The following is a 20860-nucleotide window of genomic DNA, read 5'->3' on the forward strand; positions in this document are numbered from 1 at the left end:
GGAGACCGGCGGTGCACCTTCTCGACCGGCCGGTACGTGATCCCGCTCGTCGCCGCTCGATTCCGGACCCCGTCTTCGCGTGAGGTACCGGAGAACGGCTTGACAGAGGTTCCCCTCTGCACCACCCTTCCACTACTTGCCTAGTGAAAGGGTGGTGTTGTCGTGCTCGAGTACCGCATCGACCGGCGCAGCGGCATCGCCACGTACCTGCAGATCGTCCAGCAGACCAAACAGGCACTGCGACTGGGCCTGTTGGAACCGGGCGACAAGCTGCCGACCGCGCGCGAGGTCGTCGAGGCCACCGCCATCAACCCGAACACCGTCTTGAAGGCCTACCGCGAGCTGGAACGCGAGGGGCTCGTCGAGGCGAAGCGGGGCCAGGGCACCTTCATCCGCAAGTCCCTGGGCGGCGCTCCGGCGCAGTCCCCGCTGCGCGCCGAACTCGCCGACTGGGCGCTGCGGGCACGGGATGCCGGGATGGAGCGGGACGACGCGGCCGCGCTCTTCTCGGCCGTACTGGATGAGCACTTCGAGGGGGACGAACACGCATGACGCACACGGTGATCGAGGCCGACGGCCTCGGCCGGCGCTACGGACGCCGGGGAAGGTGGGCGCTGCGCGACTGCTCCTTCCGACTGCCCGAAGGCCGTATCTGCGCACTCGTTGGGCCCAACGGGGCCGGAAAATCCACCCTGTTGGCCATCGCGGCCGGGCTCTTGTCGCCGACGGAGGGTTACCTCCGCTCGGTGCGGCGCGAGGAACTGGCCTATGTGGCGCAGGAGAAGCCGCTCTACCCGCAGCTCACCGTCGGCGAGACCCTGCGCATGGGCCGCGAGCTCAACCCGGGCCGCTGGGACGCGCGTACGGCGGAGCGGATCGTGGAGGCGGGGGACCTCGACCACGGCGCGAAGGTCCGTACGCTCTCCGGCGGGCAGCGCACCCGGGTCGCCCTGGCCCTGGCCCTCGGCAAACGTCCGAGCCTGCTCCTGCTCGACGAGCCCGTGGCCGACCTCGATCCGCTCGCCCGGCACCGGCTCATGGGCACGCTGATGGCCGACGCCGCCGAGCACGGCACTTCCGTCGTGATGTCCTCGCACATCCTCACCGAGCTGGAGGGCGCCTGCGACCACCTGCTCCTCGTCGACGGAGGCCGGATCCGCCTCTCCGGCCCCATCGAAGAGGTCGGCGCGGCGCACCTTCTGCTCACCGGCCCCGCCGCCGCTCGCGACGAACTCTCGGCGCACACCGTCGTCGAGGCCCGTGAGACGGGCCGCCATCTCACGGCGCTCGTACGGCCACGAGGTCCCGTCGACAGCGCCGTCTGGCAGACGACCCACCCGTCCCTGGAGGAACTCCTGCTCGCCCACCTGCGTGCGCCCGAGGCCGCGGCGTTCGCCGTCGACGCCACCGGGGAGGTGCAGGCATGAGCACCTCGATGCTGAAGGGCACCTACTGGGTCACGGTCCGCCTGCACCGGCGCGTGCTGTGGGCGGTGCTCGCTCTCCTGGCCGCGAGCCTCATCGCGGTGATCGCCGTGCTCGAGTGGAGCAAAGGTCCGGACGCGGACCGGACGGACGTGATCGCCCACCACTACAGTCGGGAACTGCTCCGGCTCGCCATGCAGTACGCGGGCAACAGCATCATGTTCCTACCGCTGTTGGTGGGAGCCTTCGTCGCCGGCCCGATGGTCGCCCGCGAGCTGGAAAGCGGGACCTGGCGGCTCGCTCTCACCCAGTCGACCACGGCGAAGGCATGGCTCGGCTCGAAGGTCCTCGTGGCGGCCGCGGTCTCGGTGCTCGGCTCAGTCGCCCTGATCGGGATCTACCGCCTGGGCTGGCCATGGGTGAGCGGGACCTGGCAGCTCCACTGGGCCGACCGCGGGCCCTACGAGGCCGCCGGTCCGGTGCTCATCGGGTACTGCCTGCTCGGCGTGGCCCTCGGCGCCCTGGTGGGGCAGCTGGTCCGGCGGACCCTGGTCGCCATGGCGCTCACCGGTCTCCTCACGGGCCTCGTGCTGCTGGTCCTCGGCGCGCTGCGCTGGTCCTTCCTGCCCGTGGTGACGAAGACGGTGCCCTTCCCGGGCACCTCGCACCTCCTCATACCGCCCTCTGCCCTGATGATGGACACCGGGTTGCTCACCGCCGCCGGCGAGCGTCTTTCCGATAGCGCCTGTTTCGAGCGGACGCAGAAGGTGTACGGCTGCCCCGCCGACCTGAACGTCACAGCCCGGTACGTGGACTTCCACCCGACCTCGCACCACTGGCCGACCCAGCTCATCGAAACCTCCATCGTGCTCGCCCTGGCCGCCGCCGTCCTCTACGCCGCCTTCCGCCTCGTGCACGCACGACACCCCTGAACCTCCCGTGAGCGGCGCGACGACCCGTTCGGCCCGGGGCCAAGGTCCCGGCCGGGCGGGTCCTCCGGTGCTCCGCTCGCGACCATCGTCGCTGGTCAGTGCAGTACACCGGACTGTCCAATGGAGGGAGGTCGGCGAGCTCAGGAGGTTGTCGTGTCCGAAGAGAAGAGGGGTTTCTGCACCCTCTGCAAGTCGCGCTGCGGCGCGATCTTCACCATCGAGGACGGCCGGCTCACCGGCGTGCGACCGGACCCCGACCATCCCACCGGCACGGCGATGTGCCCCAAGGGCCGCTCCGCCCCCGAGATCGCGCACAGCACGGGTCGGCTGACCACCCCGCTGCGCCGGACCAATCCCAAGTCCGACCCGGACCCGGGCTGGGTGCCCGTCTCCTGGGACGAGGCGATGGCGGAGATCGCCGAGAAGATCGGGGCGATCGCCGCGGAGAGCGGCCCCGAATCGGTGGCCTTCGCCGTGGCCACGCCTTCGGGGACCATGGTGTCGGACGCCACCGAATGGATCGAGCGCTTCGTACGCCGCTTCGGCAGTCCCAACACGGTGTACAGCGCGGAGATCTGCAACTGGCACAAGGACTTCGCACACGCCTTCACCTTCGGCTCGCCGATCCCGCCCCCCGACTACGCGAACGCCGACCTCGCCCTGCTGTGGGGCTTCAACCCGGCCAAGACCTGGCTCGCCCAGTCCTCCGCCCTCTCCGCCGCCCAGGCGGCCGGCACGAAGCTCGCCGTCGTGGACCCGCGCCGCTCCACCAGCGCGCTGCGGGCCGACCACTGGCTTCGGGTCCGTCCCGGCACCGACGCCGCGCTCGCCCTGGGCCTCGCCCACCTGCTCATCGCCGACGAGGGCTACGACGCGGACTTCGTACGCGCCTGGACCAACGGCCCCCTCCTCGTCCGCGCCGACACCGGACGGTTCCTGCGCGCGAACGAGCTTCCCGGCGCATTCGAGGAGCGCACGGGCTTCGCCGTCTTCGACGAGGAGACCGGCCGAGCCGAGGCGTACGACACCGCACGCGCCGCCGACCGCCCGGAGCGCTTCGCGCTGCGCGGCACGCGGGCGGTCACCCTCCGCGACGGCTCGGTCGTCGACTGCGCGCCCGCCTTCGAGCGGTACGCCGCCGCCTGCGCGGCGTGGCCGCCGGCCCGGGTCGCGGCCACCACCTGGATCCCCGAGCGGGAGGTCCGCGCCCTCGCGGCGGAGATCGCCGCCGCCCCGTCGGTCACCTACTACGGGTGGACCGGAGTGGGGCAGAGCGCGAACGCCGCGCAGACCGAGCGGGCCCTGGCCACCCTCTACGCGCTGACCGGCGCCTACGACGCCCCGGGCGGCAACCACATCGTCCCCGCCCCGCCCTACAACCCGGCCGCGTCGTTCGCCCAGTTCGCCCCCGGACAGCGCGCCAAGGCCCTCGGTCTCGACAAGCACCCGCTGGGCCCGCCCGCCTTCGGCTACATCAACTCCGGCGACCTGTGCACCGCCATCGAGACAGGCCGCCCCTACCCCGTCCGCGCCCTCGTCGGCTTCGGGTCCAACCTGGTCGTCGCCCAGCCCGACTCCGACCGCACCGCGCGGGCGCTGGGCGCGCTCGACTTCCAGGTCCACCTCGACCTCTTCCCCAACCCGACCAGCGACAGTGCCGACATCCTCCTGCCGGTCAACAGCTCCTACGAGCACGAGGCCCTGCGCTTCGGCTTCGAGGTCAGCCACCGCGCCCAGGAGCAGGTACAGCTCCGGCCCCGGATGGTGGAGCCGCAGGGCGAGTCCCGCAGCGACACCGAGTTCGTCTTCGACCTCGCCTGCCGCCTCGGCATGGGAGCGGAGTTCTTCGACGGGCACATCGAGGCCGCCTGGAACTGGCAGCTCGAACCCCTCGGCCTGACCGTCGAGGAGCTGCGCCGACAGCCGGGCGGCGTCCGGGTGCCCCGCAAGGAGGCCTACCGCACGTACGCCGCCCCGGTAGCGGGCGACGCGGACACCGTGACGGGCTTCGCCACGCCCACCCGGCGCGTCGAGCTGTACTCCGAACGGCTGCTGGAGCACGGATACCCGGCGGTGCCCGAGCACCGCGACCCCGCGCCCACGGACGCCGCGTACCCCCTCGTGCTGACCTGCGCCAAGCACGGGTACTTCGTCCACAGCCAGCAGCGGTCGCTGACCTCGCTGCGCCGCCGGGCCACCGACCCCTCGGTGGACCTGCACCCCCGGACCGCCGCCGCCCACGGCATCGGCGAGGGCCAGTGGGTGGAACTCACCACGCGCCTCGGCTCGATCCGGCTGCGCGCCCGTTTCGACGACTCCCTCCACCCCTCCGTCGTCGTCGGCGAGTACGGCTGGTGGCAGGAGGCCACCGACCTCGCCCTCCCGGGCGCCGACCCGACCGGCCCCTCGGGAAGCAACTTCAACCGGCTCGTCGACCACACCGACACCGACCCCCTCAGCGGGTCCGCGCCGCTGCGCTCCGCCGTCTGCCGGATCAGCCCGGTAGCCGGTGACGGCACCTGGCTCGGCACCCGCCCCTTCACCGTCACGGCCCTCACCGAGGTGAGCCCCGGCATACGCGGCCTGCGACTCGCCCCGCAGGACGGCGGAGCCCTGCCCGACTACCGGCCGGGCCAGCACCTGACCGTCCGCGCCGAGAACCCGGACGGCACCGTGCAGGACCCGTCGGACGGCCGCAGCTACTCCCTGACCGGCCCCGGCCTCTCGGCCGGCCGCACCGACTACCGGATCGCCGTACGCCACATCCCCGGCGGCTCCTTCTCCACCCGGGTCCACGAAGGGCTCCGGGTCGGCGACCGGCTCCACCTGGCGAGCCCGGGAGGCGTCTTCGCCGTCCCCACGCACACCGACCACCCGGTCGTGCTGCTCGCCGGCGGCATCGGCGTCACCCCGTTCCTCAGCTACCTCGAAACCCTCGCGTCCACCGGCGGCACGGTCCCCGAGGTCGTCCTGCACTACGGCAACGACAACGCGGCCGACCATCCCTTCCGGGACCGGATACGCGAGCTGGCCGCCCGCATACCGGCGCTGAGGGTCATCGACCACTACGCCGCCCCCGGAACGGACGAGGTCCCCGGCCGCGACTACGACCGTGCCGGGCTCATCTCCGTCGACGACATCGACCCCGGCCTCGTCGAGCGGCGCGCCCGCTTCTACCTCTGCGGACCACAGCCCATGCTCGACGCCCTCACCGGCGCCCTGATCGCGCGCGGTGTCCCCCGCTTCGAGGTGTTCAGCGAGAAGTTCCGCCCGGCACGGCGGGAGGTGACCGTCCCCGACGACGCCGAGTACACCGTCACCTTCGCCCGGTCCGGACGCAGCGCCACCTGGCGCAAGAACGACGGCCCGCTCCTCGCCCTCGGCGAGGCCGCCGGAGTCGCGATGCCGAGCGGATGCCGGGTCGGGCAGTGCGAGAGCTGTGCCTGCACCGTGCTGGGGGGCACGGCGGCCCACCTGGTGACGCCCTCGGAGGACCTGCCCGACACCGACGTCCTCACCTGTCAGTCCCTGCCGACCTCGGACCTGGTGCTCGACCTCTGAGCCGAACCTGTCAGAGGGTGCCGCTCGCCGTCTCCTCCTTCTCCTCCTTCTCCTCCAGCCCCTCCAGGCTGTCCATGAAGGAGGAGACGGAGAACACCGCGCGCCCGGGACCGGCCGGGCCGTAGCCGGGCGGGGAGCTCAGGCCGAACTCCTCCAGCGTCGCCCGGTAGGTCTCCAGCAGGCGGACGTGGTACTCGAGGGGCGCGCCCAGCGGATTGGCCTTGCCCAGCGGCGTCGTCGGCTCCGGGCACCAGGTGGTGAAGCGCGGGACGACACCGTGCGACATGAAGAACCGCAGGCCCTCCTGGGTCGACGCGATCGCCTCGCTCACCTTGGTGAACCCGAAGGGCTCGGCCATCTCGATGCCCGCGACGAAGTTCGGGATCACGTTGCGCGGGCCGAACACCTCGGTGGACTCCAGGATCCTGCGGTGCCACTCGGCGCGGCCCACGTAGCGCTCCTTGCCCGGGCAGTGGAGCTGGAACAGCCGCTCGTCCCACACCTCGAAGTTGGGGTGGTAGATCTTGATGCCGTAGTCGTGGAAGCGCTGCACGGCGTCGCGGGGCAGGGCCTGCGCCACGACCTTGCCGGTCCAGCGGCCGGGGAAGCGCTCCTCGATGGCCTTGGCGTACTGGCCGTAGAAGTCAGCCTCGTCACGGCCGCCGACCTGGGAGGTGATCGAGCCGCCCGTGAGGGTGTAGGCCCGGGAGATGCCCGTCGTGTCGTAGCGGTCGATGATCTCCAGGGCCTCCAGCACCTCGTCGACCGGCTTCACGCCGGTGTAGGGGCGGCCGGCCGCCTTGTGCTGGCGCCAGTTGTGGTTGATGTCGCAGAACTGGCACTCCTCCTTGGCGCCGAAGTACTGGCACACCCGGAAGACCGTCAGGTAGATGAGGTAGCCCCACTGGATGGTCGGCGCGACCTCCATCACCGACTTGCCGTTCGACAGCTTGTGCCGGTAGTACTCCGGCATCGGCGGCAGGCCGACGTCCGCGATCCGTACGCCGTCCAGGTACAGGCCGAGCGCACCGTCCTCACCGCCGCGCACCACGTACGGGGAGTCCGGGTTGACCCGTACGGAGACCACGGTGCGGCGCAGTTCGTACGGGCCGCCGGTGAGCACGATCTCCTCGGGGGGCCGGTTCAGCGCGGCGGCGCCGAGCTCCGGCAGGGTGCGGTGGTCGAAGGAGAAGATGAAGTACGACTTCGGCTTGACGTCGCCCGAAGCCCCGTCGGCGCCTCCGCTGAGCGCGGACTCGTCGAAGGCCATGCCGCCCCGCAGGAGGTCTTCCTTGATCACGGCTTCCCGGGGCACGTGCGGGAAGCGCCCCATCAGGTCCTCGATCAGCGCGGTACGGCTGGGACTCTCCATCTGCGGCTCCATTCCAGGCTCTTGCCGGGCCGCGGCGGTCCGCCCCCATGGCGTTCCGCGCGGCACGACGGTGATCTCACTGTAATCAGGGCGCCCGGCCCCCGGCGCAGCGCCTCCTCGGCGGCGGGATCCACGCCGTCTCCGTCACCGGTGAGCGGCGTGGTGCGCGGGGGCCGAGTCCAGGGTTCCGCCGAGGCCGGCCCGGGCCCGGGTGAGGGCGTCAGCCGAGGGCGCCGTGATGATCCAGCGTTCGCCGACGAGGTACGTGCCGCCGTACTGCCGGGACTCCGACAGCCAGGCGGCACGGCCCTCCGCCGTGCTGAAGGTGACCAGCCGGAAGGCGTGTGGGCCCACGGCGCAGGCGCCCTCGCGCACCTCCTGGGCGTCGACCGTCACCTCGGGGGTGCAGCCCAGGGCCGCCGCGATCCGGTCGAGCGGCTCGGGGGCGGGGGGCGCGGGCGCCGTTCGCCCCCCGCCGGCTGTTCCCGCGCTGCCCGGGTCGCCCACTCCGCCCACTCCGCCCCCGCCGCCCGCGCCCGCCGTGCAGCCGACGCAGAGCAGGGTGGCGAGCACGGCGATCGCGCGGTGCGCCCGGGGTGCCCGGGGTGCCGTGTCGGGCACGGCCGGTCAGCCCGCCGCCGGGATCTTCTCGCCCGCGGCGTTCACCGCGAACCAGAGGTCCTGTAGACCGTGCCCGTTGGTCTGGCCGGGTGCGGTGTCTCCGGTGAAGAGGTAGACCGGCCAGCAGTCGATCGTCAATTGGCGGGTTCCGTCGGAGCGTTCCGCGGAGCCGACCAGGCCGGCGGCGATTCCGACCGCCTTTTCCCTTTCCACGGGTGCGGCCGGTTTCCAGGTATTCAAGCAGGAACCGAGGCAGCCGAATTTCATCGGCCAGGCGCTGTCCTTTCCGAACCGGTAGAGGGTGCGTCCCTGGGCGTCCACCATGATCTTTCCGAGTTTCGCGTCGTCCACGGTGGCGAGCGGCGCGGATTCCTTTCCGGCGCCCGCCGGGCCGCCGTCCGCCGCTTCCCCGCCGTCCGCAGCCCTTTTGCCGTCCGCAGCCTTCTTGCCGTCTGACGCCTTCTTGCCGTCCGCCGCCAGCGCGTGCCACGTGCCGCCGACGCCCTCGCCCTTCGCCTCGCCCGGCCTGGTGTCCTTCGCGTACCGGTACACGGGCCACCCCGCGAGCGTGAGCTGGCGGGTGCCGTCGGGCCGCCCGACCGAGCCGAGCAATCCCGCGTCGATGCCGGCCGGGGCCTGCGCCCCGTCGGCCGGTACTGCGGGCCAGAGGGTGGCGCAGCCGTCCACGCAGGTCGACCGGGGCGGCTGGGCGGTGTCCTTGTCGAACCGGTAGAGCGTGGCTCCCGCCGCGTCGGTGACCACGCTGCCGACCTCGGGGATCTCCCGGACCGACAGCTTGCCGGCCGGGGTCGGGTCCGCGTCCGCGCCGGTCGAGTCCGGGCCCGCGCCCGCCCCGCCGTCCGCGCCCGCCTCCGCTTCCGTATCCGCCTCCGCCCCCTCACCGAGGCCCTCGCCATACCCCGCGCCGTGGCCCACCGCCCGTTCCGCTCCGGCCGCCCGGACGGTCACCGTACGGGCGCCGCCCTCACCGCTGCCGCATCCCGACGCGAGCAGAAGTACCGTCAGCACCGATCCGGCGGCCGTGGTCGCCCGGCTCCTGTTGCCCATGGTCGTCTCCTTCGGTTTTCCATTCGTCGTGCGTCCGTCGGGATATTCATAAGGGCCGCGGGGGCCGCCGCATTCGATGGCGCGGGAATTTGTCAGATCACGCCAAAGCGTGAACTCATTCCTGGATGCGGAGCGCGAGCGCCGGGCAACGGCGCACCGCGCGCAGTGCTTTCGGCCGCAGGGGTCCGGGGACCGGCATGACGCCGCGGGCCGGATATCCGTCCTCGTCGAGCCGGACCACATCGGGCAGCAGGTCCACGCACAGGCCGTGCCCTCTGCACAACGTCCAGTCCACGACGAGGCGTTCGGGGCTCTCGTCCGCGGGCAGCGGCAGGGCACCCAGCACACGGCGTCCGCAGCCGCTGCCCAGCGCGTGGTCACGGAACTCGTCGGGGAAGACGGCGAGCGCGGAGGCCACGAACGAGGACGTGCCGTCCGGGTGGGAGCAGGCTCCCCGGCCGCGCACCCCCCGCATCCGGGCCTGCACCGCGTCGAGGGCCGCGCCTCCCCCGCCGGCCACGAGCCGTTCCACGGCGTCGGCGAGCGAGGGAAGCCCCCGTACGCACGGGCCGCACTGGCCCGCCGACTCCCGTGCCAGCCAGCGCGTGACCCGGGCGACCTCGCCCGCCGCGCACGTGTCCTCGGGCAACGGCAGCACCGCGCCCGCGCCCAGTACGGCGTCGTAGGCCGCCAGCGACGTCCGGGAGATCAGCGCCTCGCGCGCCGCCGCCGGGTCCAGCCAGCGGCCGTGGAAGCCGCCGATCAGCACGCCCTGTCCGGGCACCGTGCCGCACAGGTCCAGTACGTACTCCAGGGACGTGCCCAGGGGTACCTCGACGACGGTCGCCCCGGCCACCGTCAGCAGGGTCGTACCGGGTTCGTCGGGCAGACCGGCCGTGCCGTACGCGGGCGCGCCGAGGCGGGCGGCGACGGCGAGCTGTGCGTACGTCTCCGCGTTGGACAGCAGCGTGGGCAGGCCGCCGAGGCCCCGTTCACTGGTCCGCGTACGATGCCCGGAGGGCAGGGCGGGCCCGCCGTCCAGGCCGTTCACGAGGGCGGTTCCCTCGCCCGTGACGAAGCGTTCGGGGAGCCGGACGACGCGCACGCGCCGCCCGGCCTGGCCCCGTTCGGCGACGGCCTCGGTGAGCGAGTGCTCCACGTCGGGCCGGGTGACGCCGACGACCACGTCCTCGGCGCCGAGGGCGGCGGCGGCCACCAGCGCGCCGTCGAGCACGAGGTGCGGCACGTAGAGCAGCAGGGCGGCGTCCTTCAGGCAACTCGGTTCGCCCTCGGTCCCGTTGACGACCACGGCGCTGCGCCCGTCCTGCCCCCTGGCGGACCGGATGACGGCCCGGAGCTTGCGGGCGAAGGGGAAGCCCGCTCCCCCGCGGCCGCCCAGGGCGGTGCCCTCGGCTAGTTCGACGAGCCCTTCGGAGGGGTAGCGGGGCAGGGCGCCGTGGACGCTCAGGTGGCCGGCCCGGTCCAGCCGCTCCGCGGTGTCGAGTCCGGCCAGCAGTCGGGGTCCTCCCACGCAGCCGAGGGCGGGTCGCGTCCCGGAGCCGCTCACCGTCCGCTCCGTGCGCCGTCGCGCGGCTCGTGCGGCGACGAGCCGGACGGCCGTGCGGACGGACCGGCGGACGGACCGGTGGCCCGCCCGGCGGACGGATCCGCCGCCCGTTCCGGGCGGACGGGGAACACCGTGGTCCCCCGCTGCCGGGTCAGCCGCGCGGTCAGCAGCTCCGCCGCCCACTCCGCCGGCCTGCGCACGAAGGGCGCCGGCCGGTGCGGCGGCGCCTGCCCGGGCACCCGGGAGGGTACGGACGGGGCGGGCGGCGGGGCCGGCGGCGCGGCAGGTGCGGCCGGTGCGGCCGGTGCGCCGAACGGTCGCGCGGGGCCTGCGCGCAGCGGCGTACCGGGCCTCGTGCGCGGTTGCGCGGCGGCGAGCGTACGGAGCTTCGCGCGCAGCCGTAGCGCCAGCAGGCCGGCGACGGCGAGCAGGCACAGGGCGTATCCGGCCGTCACCCAACCGCTCGCGGGGCGACCGGACTTGAGCCCGTGCACCAGGGAGGCTCCCCAGGCCGGGTACGCGGCCATGTGCAGGGCCCGCCACCACAGCGACCGCCCCCGGGTGGCGAAGGTGCCGCGTACGGCGCCGGAGACGGCAACGGCGACGAACCCGTAGCCGGCCAGGCTGCCGAGGCCGATGAGCAGCGGCTGCCGTCCGTCCGTGAAGGGCAGGAGCACGGCGGCGGCGTCGGTCCGGGACCGCCCGACCTTGATCCACACGTGCAGGAGGAGGAAGCCGAGTCCGGCGACGGCCAGGCCGCGGTGCGCGGCTTGGGCGACGAGCCGGTGCCCGGAGGCGAGCAGTCTGCGGTCGGTGGCCGCCAGGCCCCACAGGACGGCGCCCGTGAGGGAGACCAGCGAGAGCACGCCGGCCGCGTGGTCGAGGAAGTCCCACAGGCGGGTCAGTGCGCCGGCGCGGGCCGCCACGAGCAGGGCGGCCGCGGCCGCGAGGGCCGCCGCGCCCAGGGCAGCGGGGGCCGGCCCCCCGGCGGCGGACAGCAGCGGCGGGCGCCGCACCGCCCGCCGGCCGGAGGCGCTCGGCGTCGCCGGCGTCGACGCCGTCGGGGATGCCGCCGGGGATGCCGGTCCGCGGACCGGTCCGAGGACCGGGCCCGACACCGGACCCGATGTCGGCCCGGACGGCCCTCCGGCGTGGCGCCGGGTACGGCCTCTCGTGCGGCGGGCCCGGTGCGAACGACCGGGCGGACGGGGCTGGAGCAGGGGCATGTGGTCTCCCATACGTCCGGACCCGAGCACTTCCACCTCGCGCTCGGCGCCCGGGGGTCGACGTCGCAACCGCTCCTCGGCGGGCGGGAGATGGGCGCCTGGCCCACCGGGCCGACCGGGAGCGGGGGCCGGAGTGCAGAAGCATCGTGGAGGTGCGCAAGCCCTCCACGGGATTTATCGAAACGTGATAATTTCTGGCCCTCGCACAGCCATCGCATCGAACATCCCCGGAAGATTCCCTTCCAGTGGTGCGGTTGCGACGGGGTTGACACCCGATCCGCCGCCGCACCTCCCCGACGGCGATCGAGCCGATGCCTCGGGACTGCGGGCTTGCCACCGTCCCACGGGGCAGGCCATACCCCGGCTTGAACGAGGTAACAATGTGCGAACTTCTGAACCGCATCTGGTCCCGCCCCCGCGGCGAGTGGACCCGGGTCCTGCGCAAGGAACTGCCCACGGTGGCGGCGGGGTTGGTCGAGGAACTACGGGAGACCGTCCCCGGATTCTCGGCGCTCGTCGAGGACGTCGGCGACGAGGTGGTCAGACGGAGGATGGAGGGGGCCCTCCTCACCGCCCTCGGCTACCGCGAGGGCGCCGGCGGCGCCGGGTGTACCGGGAGCAGCGGGGCGGAGGGAGCCGACGGGGCCGGCCCGGCCCACGCGCGGGAGCCGTCGGACCACCGCACACCGGCCCGGCCCGGCCCCGGAGCCCCCGTCACCACGGCCGCGGACTTCGAGGCCGAGCACGCCCGGCCCCACCCGCAGGCCCACCCGCACGCGGCCTTCCTGGGCGGGGAGTCGCCACCGCTCCAGGCCGTGCCCTTACAGAGGTTCGGCTCGGCCCGCGAGCGCGCCCGGCGCGAGCTCTTCGCCCTGCTCACGGGTGACGTCGCGCACCGCGAAACGGCCCTCGCGGAACTCGCCGAACTGGCCGGCCCGGCCGGATGGCCCCTCCCTGTCGCCGTACGGGCGGTCGCCCTCGCCTCGCCCGGCGAGACCCAGCAGCTCGCGGCCCTCCTCGACGACTGCCTCGGCGGAATCGTCGCGGGCCAGCCCTGCCTGCTCGTTCCCACCGCCGACCCGGAAGCCCGTACCGCCCTGGACGGAGCGCTGCGCGGCCGCCTCGCCGTGGTCGGCCATCCGGTGGCCCCCGGCGACACCGCCTCCTCCCTGCGCTGGGCGGTACGCCTGCTCGCGCTGGTCCCGGCGCAGGCCCGGTCGGGCCCGGACGCCCGGACCGTCTTCGTGGACGACCACCTCTCGACGCTGCTGCTGCTCCAGGACGAGCCGCTGGCCCACGCACTCGCCGCCCGCTGGCTGCGGCCGCTGGCGGACCTCACCCCGCGCCAGAGCGAGCGGCTCGAAGTGACCCTGCTCGCCTGGCTGGAGGGCGGTGGAGCGCCCGAGGCGGCCAAGGCGCTGAGCGTGCACCCGCAGACGGTCCGCTACCGGATGCGCCAGTTGGAGAAGCTCTTCGGCCCGGGCCTACGGGACCCCCGTACCCGCTTCGAACTGGAACTGGCGCTGCGCAGCCGCCGGTTGATGGCCCAGGTCCGGCTGCGTCCGGTCCGCGGCATCCGCCGGGCCCGCTTGGTGGCCGCCGACTTCCGGCCGTCTCCGGGCGACGGCCGCATCGCCCGCGTCAACGGCCTCTAAATCCTCCGCGGAGCGGGAGGAACGGCCCCTGCGGAACGGACCCAACGGACGGGCGGACGGACGAGGCGGTGCCGGCCCCGGAGCGTGCTCCGGGGCCGGCACCGCCTCGTCCGTCCGGTCAGCGGCAGGTGCGTCCGCCGTTGATGCAGCGCACCGCGCGGGCCATCAGCTCGTCCGGCATCACGTTGATGAAGTCACCGTGGTCGGTCACCGGCTTGTGCAGCTGCTCGGGGAAGCTGTCCACCGCGAAGCGGGCACCTCCCGGGGGCGTCGCGTAAACGATCCGCTGCACCAGTTGGGGCACGGCCTTGAAGCCCGCCGGGCAGGAGCCGTCGCGGCCGGCGAAGGCCACGTGGGTGCGGTGGTTGGCGCTGTCGGTGTTCTTTCCGTCCCAGCAGTTCTGGAAGGAGAACGTCCGCACCACGTCCGTGCCCTTGGGGCAGACCGGGTACTTGTCCTTCAGCTGCCGGTCCTCGAACCCGGTGCAGCTCCATGAGGCGTTGGCGTTGGCCGGGCCGTTGGTGAAGGCCTTCGCGTCGCCCGTGATGATCCTCAGGAAGCGGGGCATGGCGGTGACCCGCGAGACGGGACTTCCCCGGAACTGGATGGTCACCTGCTTCGGTCGCAGGATCGTGCCCACGTTGGCGTCCTGGCCGCCGCCCGGGGCGTCCGCGTCCTGCTCGGCCTTGCCGTCGCGCAGCCGCAGCACCGGCCAGTAGTAGGTGGACAGGTCACCGTTCGCGCACGTGGTCGCGGACGCGGCGAGGCTGTTGTTGGTGGAGAAGGCGTCCGTGGTCCTGTTGCCCACGTAATCGTGCATGTGGTGGGCGCCGTTGCTCACCCCGGGGGCGACGATCACGTTGTCGGGGTTGAGGTGGCGCTCTTCGTTGCGGCCGCATTCCACGGAGAAGGAGCCTTTGGAGGCGCCGGACTTGGGTGCCGGGCGCCGTACGTTCGGCTTCACCGAGCCGATGGGGACGAAGTCGGCACGGGCCGGGCCTCCCTTCGCGGCGCCGCCTCCCGCGCCGCCCCGGGCGGTCTCCTCTTCGGCGGCCGGTGCCTCGCGCATCGCGCAGGCGCTCAGCTCCGCCAGCCCGTCGGGGCGGGCGGCGGTCCGCCCGATCGCCTCGGAGACACGGCCGATCGAGGCGCCGCGCCTCTCCTTCAGCTCCCCGAGCAGCGCGTCCGCCGGCGCCCGGCCGGTGGCGAGCCGCTGGTAGGCCTCGGCGATCTGGGTGTCCAGACCGGCGAGTTCCCGGTCCACCTCGCCGCGTGCCAGATCGGGGACCTCGCGCAGCCGGTCGCCCACGTCGGGGCAGTCGATGGTGGCCGTCACCGGCGCCGGGCGCGCCGGGTCCTGACCCGCGGAGGCCACTTGGCCCGCGATCACCACCCCGCCGCCGCCCAGGACCAGTGCGGAGGCGGCGGCGAGCGCCTTGTACAGGGGCCGCGACCGGCGTTTGTGGCCTGCCCTGTCCCGGCGCGCCGGGCCTTCCGTGGAGTCGTTGTCGCGCATGTGATCACTTCACTTCCTCGGTCGGGTGTCGGTGGGAGGGGGGTCCGTGGGTGCGGTGGCCCCGGGCGGCGCGGGCGTCGCAGGGGTGTCCGCGAGGCCTTCGAAGTCGACGAGTCCGCTGGCCTCGAGGACCGTGATGTGGTCCAGGACCGTGGCGTTGGCGTCCGTGGCGAGTTCGCGGACCACGGAGTTGCGGGTCTGCGCCCGCACTTGGGCGACGAGCGTGAAGACCTTTCCGTGCGCCCGGCGCAGCAACTGGATGAACAGCCGCTCGTAGGTGGCCGCTTGGGCCCGGTCCAACTGGTCGAGCCAGGCCTGCTGCTGGCCGGTCGGCCGGTCCGGCAGTTCGACGCCGAGCGCCTGGCCCACCTCCAGAACCTTCCGGTCCAGTTCGGCGTGCCCTTCCACGAGGTGCTCGCCGGCCGTCCGCACCGACTTGCGGGTCCCGCGCTCCTGGGCCTGCCGGCCGGCGGGCAGTTCCCACAGGCCGGCGAGGCGGACCTTGCGGACGAATTCGCGGTCCTGCGGGGTCAGCGGCCCGAAGGCCGTGTTCACCACCCCGGCGCCGTCGTCATCGGCGGAGGCGGGCGAGGCGGCGGGGGCGGGCACCCGCGCCGGGGCGGCCGTGGCGGTTCTGCCGCCGAAGCTCCGGACCGGTATCAGCAGCGCGATGAGAGTGAGGGCGAGGGCGCCGATGACGATGCCCGTGCCCATCACGTGTCGCGAAGCGACCGACATGCCGCCGACGTTCGTCCGACGGATTGACAGCACTGTGCCTCCTTGGCTTCCGAGACGGCCCGGGAGGCGCCGCACGGAGCGCGCCGCTCCGCCGGGCCCCGGGTGCCAAGGGACGCTAGTGCCGGCCGCGACTCCCCCGCCCGAGGCCCATCCGGACTGGACAAACATCCGGGCGACCCCCCGAAAGGCTGCTACCGTGCCGCCCGCCCGGACGCCGTGCGGCCCGCGTCCACCGACACCTGACGCAAAGACAAAACACCGCAGGTGTCGGCCAGTTGTCCGGATTTCAGATCGTTCGCGAGGAGTAGAGGGACCGCCCCTCAGGTGGATTCGCCCGGACCGCGGCGTGACCCAGGGTGGGGCGGACCACCGCCCACCCGAAAGGAAGGCCCTCGTGCGCAAGAAACGACTGGCACCCCTCCTGGCCGCCGCCGGGCTCCTCGCGAGTTCCGTGCCGCTGCTCGCGGCCGCCCAGGCCTCCGCCCTGCCCACAGGCACGGTCCAGGCCGACACCGCCCAGGCCGACACCGCCCAGGCAGGCGCCGACTACCTGCGGCAGAAGCCCGCCTGGCACCGCTGCTCCGCCGACCAGGCGGCCACGTACGAGTGCGCCACCATCAAGGTGCCGCTCGACTACAAGCGGCCCTCGGGACGGACCCTCGACCTGGCGATATCCCGGGTGCGGAGCACGAACCCCGAAAAGCGCCACGGGGTCCTCCTGACGAATCCGGGCGGGCCCGGCGGGAGCGGACTCGATCTGCCGCTGATCCTCGGCGAGGCGGTCCCCGCGGAGGTGAGCGAGCGGTACGACCTCATCGGCTTCGATCCGCGCGGGGTCGGCGCCAGCAGCCCCATCAGCTGCGGGCTGGCCGACGCCGAGCAGGGCATCGACCGGCCGTACCGGCCCGGGTCCTTCCCCTCCGACGTGGCCTGGGCGCGGACCATCGCCGAGAAGTGCCGGGAGAAGGCCGGTTCCGTGCTCCCGTACATCACGACCCGCAACACCGCCCGCGACATGGACACGATCCGTGCCGTCCTGGGCGAGCGGAAGCTCTCGTACCTGGGCTACTCCTACGGGACGTACCTCGGCGCGGTGTACGCGCAGCTGTTCCCCGGCCGGACCGACCGCTTCGTGCTCGACAGCGGAGTCGACCCGGACCGGATCTGGCGGGGCATGTTCCAGGTCTGGGCGACGGAGGCCGAGCCGGCCTTCGCCCGGTGGACGCGGTGGGCGGCGGAACGCGCGGGCGAGCACCACCTCGGCGAGAGCCCGGCGGCGGTGTCGAAGACCTTCTGGGACCTGGTGGCGCGCGCCGACCGGGATCCGATCGTCTTCCAGGGTCAGAAGATCAACGGTGACGACATCCGGGGCGCGCGCGGACTGTTCTTCTACCCCGCGCAGGTCACCCCCCTGATCGTGGCCCTGAAGGAGGCGGCGGAGGGGAAGCCGGCCACGACTCCCGGCGCCTCCGGGCCCGACTTCGACATGAAGCGGGCGCTCGCCGGCGAGTCCGGGCCCCGGGCGGAGCCCGCCTCCGACAACGGCGTCGCCGTCTTCTGGAGCGTGGTGTGCGGGGACACGGACTCCTGGCCGCGCGATCCCGAGCGCTACCGGCGCGACGCGGTCCGCGACAAGGCCGCGTACCCGCTCTACGGGGACTTCGCCTCGAACATCAAGCCGTGCGCCTTCTGGCCGCGGCCGCTCGAAGCGCAGACGCCGATGAAGGCGCGGGCCGCCGTGCTGACCGTGCAGAACGAATGGGACTCGCAGACCCCGCTGGTCAGCGGCCAGGGCCTGCACCGGGCACTGAAGGGCTCGCGGATGGTGCTGGCACAGGGCGGTGAGGGCCACGGGGTGTACCTGGTCGACCCCTCCTCCTGCGCCAACGCCCCGGTCACCGCGTACCTGGTCACCGGCCGGCTGCCGGCCGAGGACGTCACCTGCCGGGCGACGCCGCCGGACGCGCGGCGGCAGGGGGCACCGGCCAAGCCGCTGCCGATTCCGTCCGGGCCCGGACGGTTCTGACCCTGCCCGGCCCCACTCCGGTCGGGGGGACGCCTCCGCCGCCGCCGCCTCGATCCGGCGGCCGAAGTCGGGGGCAGGGGCGTCCTTGCGGACCGCGCCCGGGGCCAGGCCGACCAGGAGGCGGCCGTCCGGTCAGGGTGTCGAAGACACGCGACCGCGCAGCAGGGCCAGGTCCGCGCTCAGCGAGTCCAGCCAGGCCATCGCGGTGTAGAACACCGCCGGTGCGCCCCCGGGTCCCGGCCGGCGGGGGGCGGGGCCGGCGGGACCGGGGTCCGTGGACCCGGTGGCGTGGACGGGATCGGCGGCCGCCGCCGCGCGGCGCAGGCCGGCCGCCACCCAGGCCCCGTACTCCCGCACCACGGCCTCCTCGCGCGGGCCGGGCGGGGCGCCGGGGGGTCTGCGGCCGCCCCAGAGGACGTGATGGCCGGCCATCATCGCCGCCTGCCAGTCCTCGCCCGGGGCGGCGCCCGGACGCCCGCGCTCCGTCTGGTACTGGGCGTACGCGCTCTCCGCCATGGCCAGCGCGTGCCGCACCCGCTGGTCGGGCTCCACCGCGCGGGCCCGCCCGAAGGCGGCCGTGGCCGCCTGGACGTCGTCGGCCGCGGCGTGCAGCAGCTCGGCCACGGCGCGCCCCAGTTCGTCGTGGGCGCCGCGGGGCCAGGCCAGCAGCCCGCACACCATGCCGATCGCGCTGCCGACCAGTACGTCCAGGAACCTGACCTCGGCCAGCTGCCAGGTGACGGGGGCGAGCTGGGCGAACGCCATGGCCACCACCAGCGTGAACATGGCCTGCGCCCAGCCCACGCCGCGCACGGGCCCGACGCAGAACGCGAACAGCATCAGGGGCGGCAGCACGATCGCGTACACCGCGCTCACCTCCCCGGCCAGTGCGAGGACCCCGCCGGCGGCGACCGCGCCCACCAGGGTGCCGATCAGGGCCGCCCGGACGGTGGCGCGGGTCTGCACGGCGTTGGTGCCGGTCAGGCTGAGGACGGCGAGCATCGCCCAGAAGCCGTGCGGCAAGGAGTCCAGTCCCGCGACGGCCCGGGCGACGGCGAGGGCCACGCCGATCCGGACGGCGTTCTGGAAGTGCACGGACCGGGGACCGCCGTTCGCGGCCAGCCGGTACCACCAGAGCCGAACCGGCCCCTCCTCGGCGTACCAGAACCGGTCGGCGGGCCCGGATGCCGGGCCCGCTCCCGGCCCCGCCGCGTCGGCGGCCCCCGCACGCCCCCGTACGGCTATCCCGGCGGCGCCCCGCAACACGAGCGCGGCATCCGCCAGCTCCACCAGCGCCGCGTTGCGGAAGCCGGGGCCGGGCCCCGTCACGGGCGTCCGGGCCAGGGCGACCTGCAGGTTCCGCAGCCGGGTGGAGTCCTCGGCGGGCGGGGGCCCGGCCCCGAGCAGCCCGGCCGTCCCGGCCGCCGACTCCCGCACGGCCCGTATGAGGTCCAGCTCGGCCGGCCCGTCGCGCGGGCCCGGCTCCGGCGGGGGCAGGGACCGGAGGCGGGCCAGCAGGGTCCGGGCCGCCAGCCCGGTGTGGGCCAGCGCGCGCTCCCGTACGCCGGGTCCCGCGGGCCGCTGCGCCTCCCCGACCCGGGAGGGCCGCAGGGCCTGCGCCCGCTCCGCCGCCCGGGCGGACTCCGCCGCGGGAAGGGTGTGGGGCGGCCGCTCCAGCGCGGCGGCGCACCGGGCCGCCTCGGCCGCGGCCGCGGCGGCCAGGTCGCGGTAGCCGGGGACGACGGGGTCGGGCAGCACGGTGGCCTCGGCGAGGATCAGCAGCAGCACTCCGGCGACGGTGCCGGTCAGCCGCTGGCCGAGGGCGTCGGGGGCGTAGGGCGGGAAGCTGGGCAGGATGTACAGCAGTTGGAGCCCGGGCGCCGCGCCCGCCAGGCGGGGTCCGGCCGCCGAGGAGAAGGCCACGCAGAAGCCGATGACCAGCATCCCCGCCACGGCGGCCCAGGTCCGTACGGACAGCCAGGTGCCCAGGACCACCAGCGCGCAGGCGGCGGGGAGCACGCGGGCGACGACCCGGGCCCGCGGGCGTCCGCTGCCCGGTATCCGGGAGAGCCCGGCCAGCGCGACGGCCGCGAAGAGCGCGTAGGTGGCCGCGACGGGCCGGTCCAGCCCGTACAGGAACCCGTAGAAGCCGATGCAGGCGGCGAGGGTGACCCGGACGGCCCGCCGTGCGGCCGCCGGCAGGGGGCCGGTGCCCGTACGGAGCTGCATGAGGGCGGCACGCACCCTCTCAGCGTCCCACCGGGCTCCCGTGTGGTCCTGCCGTACCACTTGACACTTCATCAGAGCGGGCGCAACTTATATCGGCAACCCGATATAAGTCGGCACCCGCTACGACTCGGCGTCCCGATACGACCTGCATCCCGGAGGCCCGGTGGAGCCGTCCCGCACACGAGAACAGCCCCGGCGCCGCACCCCGCAGGCGCAGCGCAAGTCGGAGAGCCGTACCCGTCTCATCGACGCGGCAGCGGACCTCTTCGCCCGCAAGGGGTTCCACGCCGTCTCCGCCGAAGCCGTCGCCGAGGCCGCCGGGCGCACCACGGGCGCGCTCTACAGCCACTTCGGCGGCAAGGAGGGCCTGCTGCTGGCACTCCTGGAGGTCTGGAAGGAGCGCACGAGCGAGGAGCTGACCGCGGAGATCGCGGCCGGGGACCCGGCCGACCCCGCCGTGCACTTCTCCGCGATGTGGGGCAGCCTCACCCGCCCGCACCCCGAGCACGGCGGCTCCTGGCTCCTGCTGGAGACGGAGCTGTGGCTGCACGCAGCCCGCGGCCCCCTGATCGGAGACCGGCTCGCCCAGCGCTACACCGAGGTCCGCGCCCAGCTCGGCGAGGGCCTGGCCGACTGGGCGGAGGCGACCGGCACCCCCCTGACCCGTACGCCGGAGGAGACCGGAACCCTCGTGCTCGGCATCCTCCTGGGGCTCGCCATGCAGCACCGCCTCGAACCGTGCGCGGTCCCCGACGGCCTCGTCGTCGAAGCCCTGGGCGCCGTCCTGGGCCTCGGCGGGGCCCGCTGACCCGTACGGCCTTCCTCCGCTCGACGCCCCTCCCGGTCCGCTCCCTCCCGTTTCCCCCCTCCGCTCCCTCCCGCTCCGCCCTCCCGATCCGCGCCACTCCCGATCCGCGCCACTCCC

At 74.1% G+C, this 20860-nt stretch carries 15 protein-coding genes; 7 read left to right on the forward strand and 8 right to left on the reverse strand.

All coding sequences use genetic code 11. The features are described 5' to 3' along the window. Window positions 1-162 precede the first annotated feature (162 nt). The 4 genes from AC6CKD_RS05790 to AC6CKD_RS05805 all read left to right on the forward strand — a co-directional run bounded on the left by AC6CKD_RS05790 (window position 163) and on the right by AC6CKD_RS05805 (window position 5917). Window positions 163-552 (forward strand): GntR family transcriptional regulator, encoded by a 390-nt coding sequence (locus AC6CKD_RS05790; RefSeq protein ID WP_498325618.1) that lies wholly within the window; start codon window positions 163-165, stop codon window positions 550-552. Further along, window positions 549-1427: an ABC transporter ATP-binding protein gene (locus tag AC6CKD_RS05795; protein ID WP_498325619.1), complete on the forward strand. Its 879-nt coding sequence runs from the start codon at window positions 549-551 to the stop codon at window positions 1425-1427. The genes AC6CKD_RS05790 and AC6CKD_RS05795 overlap by 4 nt, the downstream gene beginning before the upstream one ends. Beyond that, a complete protein-coding gene (locus AC6CKD_RS05800) occupies window positions 1424-2356 on the forward strand; it encodes an ABC-2 membrane transporter-related protein (protein WP_498325620.1) in 933 nt (310 codons plus the stop codon). Before AC6CKD_RS05795 ends, AC6CKD_RS05800 begins: the two co-directional genes overlap by 4 nt. 153 nt (window positions 2357-2509) lie before the next feature. Further along, complete coding sequence (locus tag AC6CKD_RS05805) at window positions 2510-5917, forward strand: molybdopterin-dependent oxidoreductase (protein ID WP_498325621.1); 3408 nt, start codon at window positions 2510-2512, stop codon at window positions 5915-5917. Window positions 5918-5927: 10 nt separating this feature from the next. Here AC6CKD_RS05805 and AC6CKD_RS05810 read toward each other — a convergent pair whose 3' ends face one another. The 5 genes from AC6CKD_RS05810 to AC6CKD_RS05830 form a co-directional block, all read right to left on the reverse strand. After that, a complete protein-coding gene (locus AC6CKD_RS05810) occupies window positions 5928-7289 on the reverse strand; it encodes a radical SAM protein (protein WP_498325622.1) in 1362 nt (453 codons plus the stop codon). Window positions 7290-7433: 144 nt separating this feature from the next. Next, complete coding sequence (locus AC6CKD_RS05815) at window positions 7434-7910, reverse strand: hypothetical protein (protein ID WP_498325623.1); 477 nt, start codon at window positions 7908-7910, stop codon at window positions 7434-7436. Window positions 7911-7916: 6 nt separating this feature from the next. After that, window positions 7917-8978 (reverse strand): SCO0930 family lipoprotein, encoded by a 1062-nt coding sequence (locus AC6CKD_RS05820; protein ID WP_498325624.1) that lies wholly within the window; start codon window positions 8976-8978, stop codon window positions 7917-7919. A gap of 115 nt (window positions 8979-9093) precedes the next feature. Beyond that, on the reverse strand, window positions 9094-10509 hold the full coding sequence (locus AC6CKD_RS05825) for an NADH-ubiquinone oxidoreductase-F iron-sulfur binding region domain-containing protein (RefSeq protein WP_498325626.1): 1416 nt from the start codon (window positions 10507-10509) through the stop codon (window positions 9094-9096). Window positions 10510-10541: 32 nt separating this feature from the next. Then, window positions 10542-11561: a hypothetical protein gene (locus AC6CKD_RS05830; protein WP_498325627.1), complete on the reverse strand. Its 1020-nt coding sequence runs from the start codon at window positions 11559-11561 to the stop codon at window positions 10542-10544. 590 nt (window positions 11562-12151) lie between these two features. Here AC6CKD_RS05830 and AC6CKD_RS05835 point away from each other — a divergent pair. Beyond that, window positions 12152-13426: a PucR family transcriptional regulator gene (locus AC6CKD_RS05835; RefSeq protein WP_498325628.1), complete on the forward strand. Its 1275-nt coding sequence runs from the start codon at window positions 12152-12154 to the stop codon at window positions 13424-13426. A 118-nt stretch (window positions 13427-13544) separates the two neighbouring features. Here AC6CKD_RS05835 and AC6CKD_RS05840 read toward each other — a convergent pair whose 3' ends face one another. Together AC6CKD_RS05840 and AC6CKD_RS05845 are read right to left on the reverse strand one after the other, a co-directional pair. Continuing rightward, complete coding sequence (locus AC6CKD_RS05840; protein ID WP_498325629.1) at window positions 13545-14942, reverse strand: DUF1996 domain-containing protein; 1398 nt, start codon at window positions 14940-14942, stop codon at window positions 13545-13547. Between the two features lie 9 nt (window positions 14943-14951). Next, entirely contained in the window at window positions 14952-15713 is a 762-nt protein-coding gene (locus tag AC6CKD_RS05845; protein ID WP_498325630.1) for a DUF4142 domain-containing protein, read from the reverse strand. Between the two features lie 361 nt (window positions 15714-16074). Here AC6CKD_RS05845 and AC6CKD_RS05850 point away from each other — a divergent pair, with 361 nt between their 5' ends. Continuing rightward, on the forward strand, window positions 16075-17706 hold the full coding sequence (locus AC6CKD_RS05850) for an alpha/beta hydrolase (protein ID WP_498325631.1): 1632 nt from the start codon (window positions 16075-16077) through the stop codon (window positions 17704-17706). Between the two features lie 132 nt (window positions 17707-17838). Here AC6CKD_RS05850 and AC6CKD_RS05855 read toward each other — a convergent pair whose 3' ends face one another. Then, window positions 17839-19950 carry an FUSC family protein gene (locus AC6CKD_RS05855; protein WP_498325633.1) on the reverse strand — a complete coding sequence of 704 codons (2112 nt, stop codon included), beginning with the start codon at window positions 19948-19950 and terminating at the stop codon, window positions 17839-17841. A 148-nt stretch (window positions 19951-20098) separates the two neighbouring features. Here AC6CKD_RS05855 and AC6CKD_RS05860 point away from each other — a divergent pair, with 148 nt between their 5' ends. After that, a complete protein-coding gene (locus tag AC6CKD_RS05860; RefSeq protein ID WP_498325634.1) occupies window positions 20099-20743 on the forward strand; it encodes a TetR/AcrR family transcriptional regulator in 645 nt (214 codons plus the stop codon). The last annotated feature ends 117 nt before the right edge of the window (window positions 20744-20860 follow it).

The organism is Streptomyces sp. GQ60 (genome assembly GCF_059758875.1).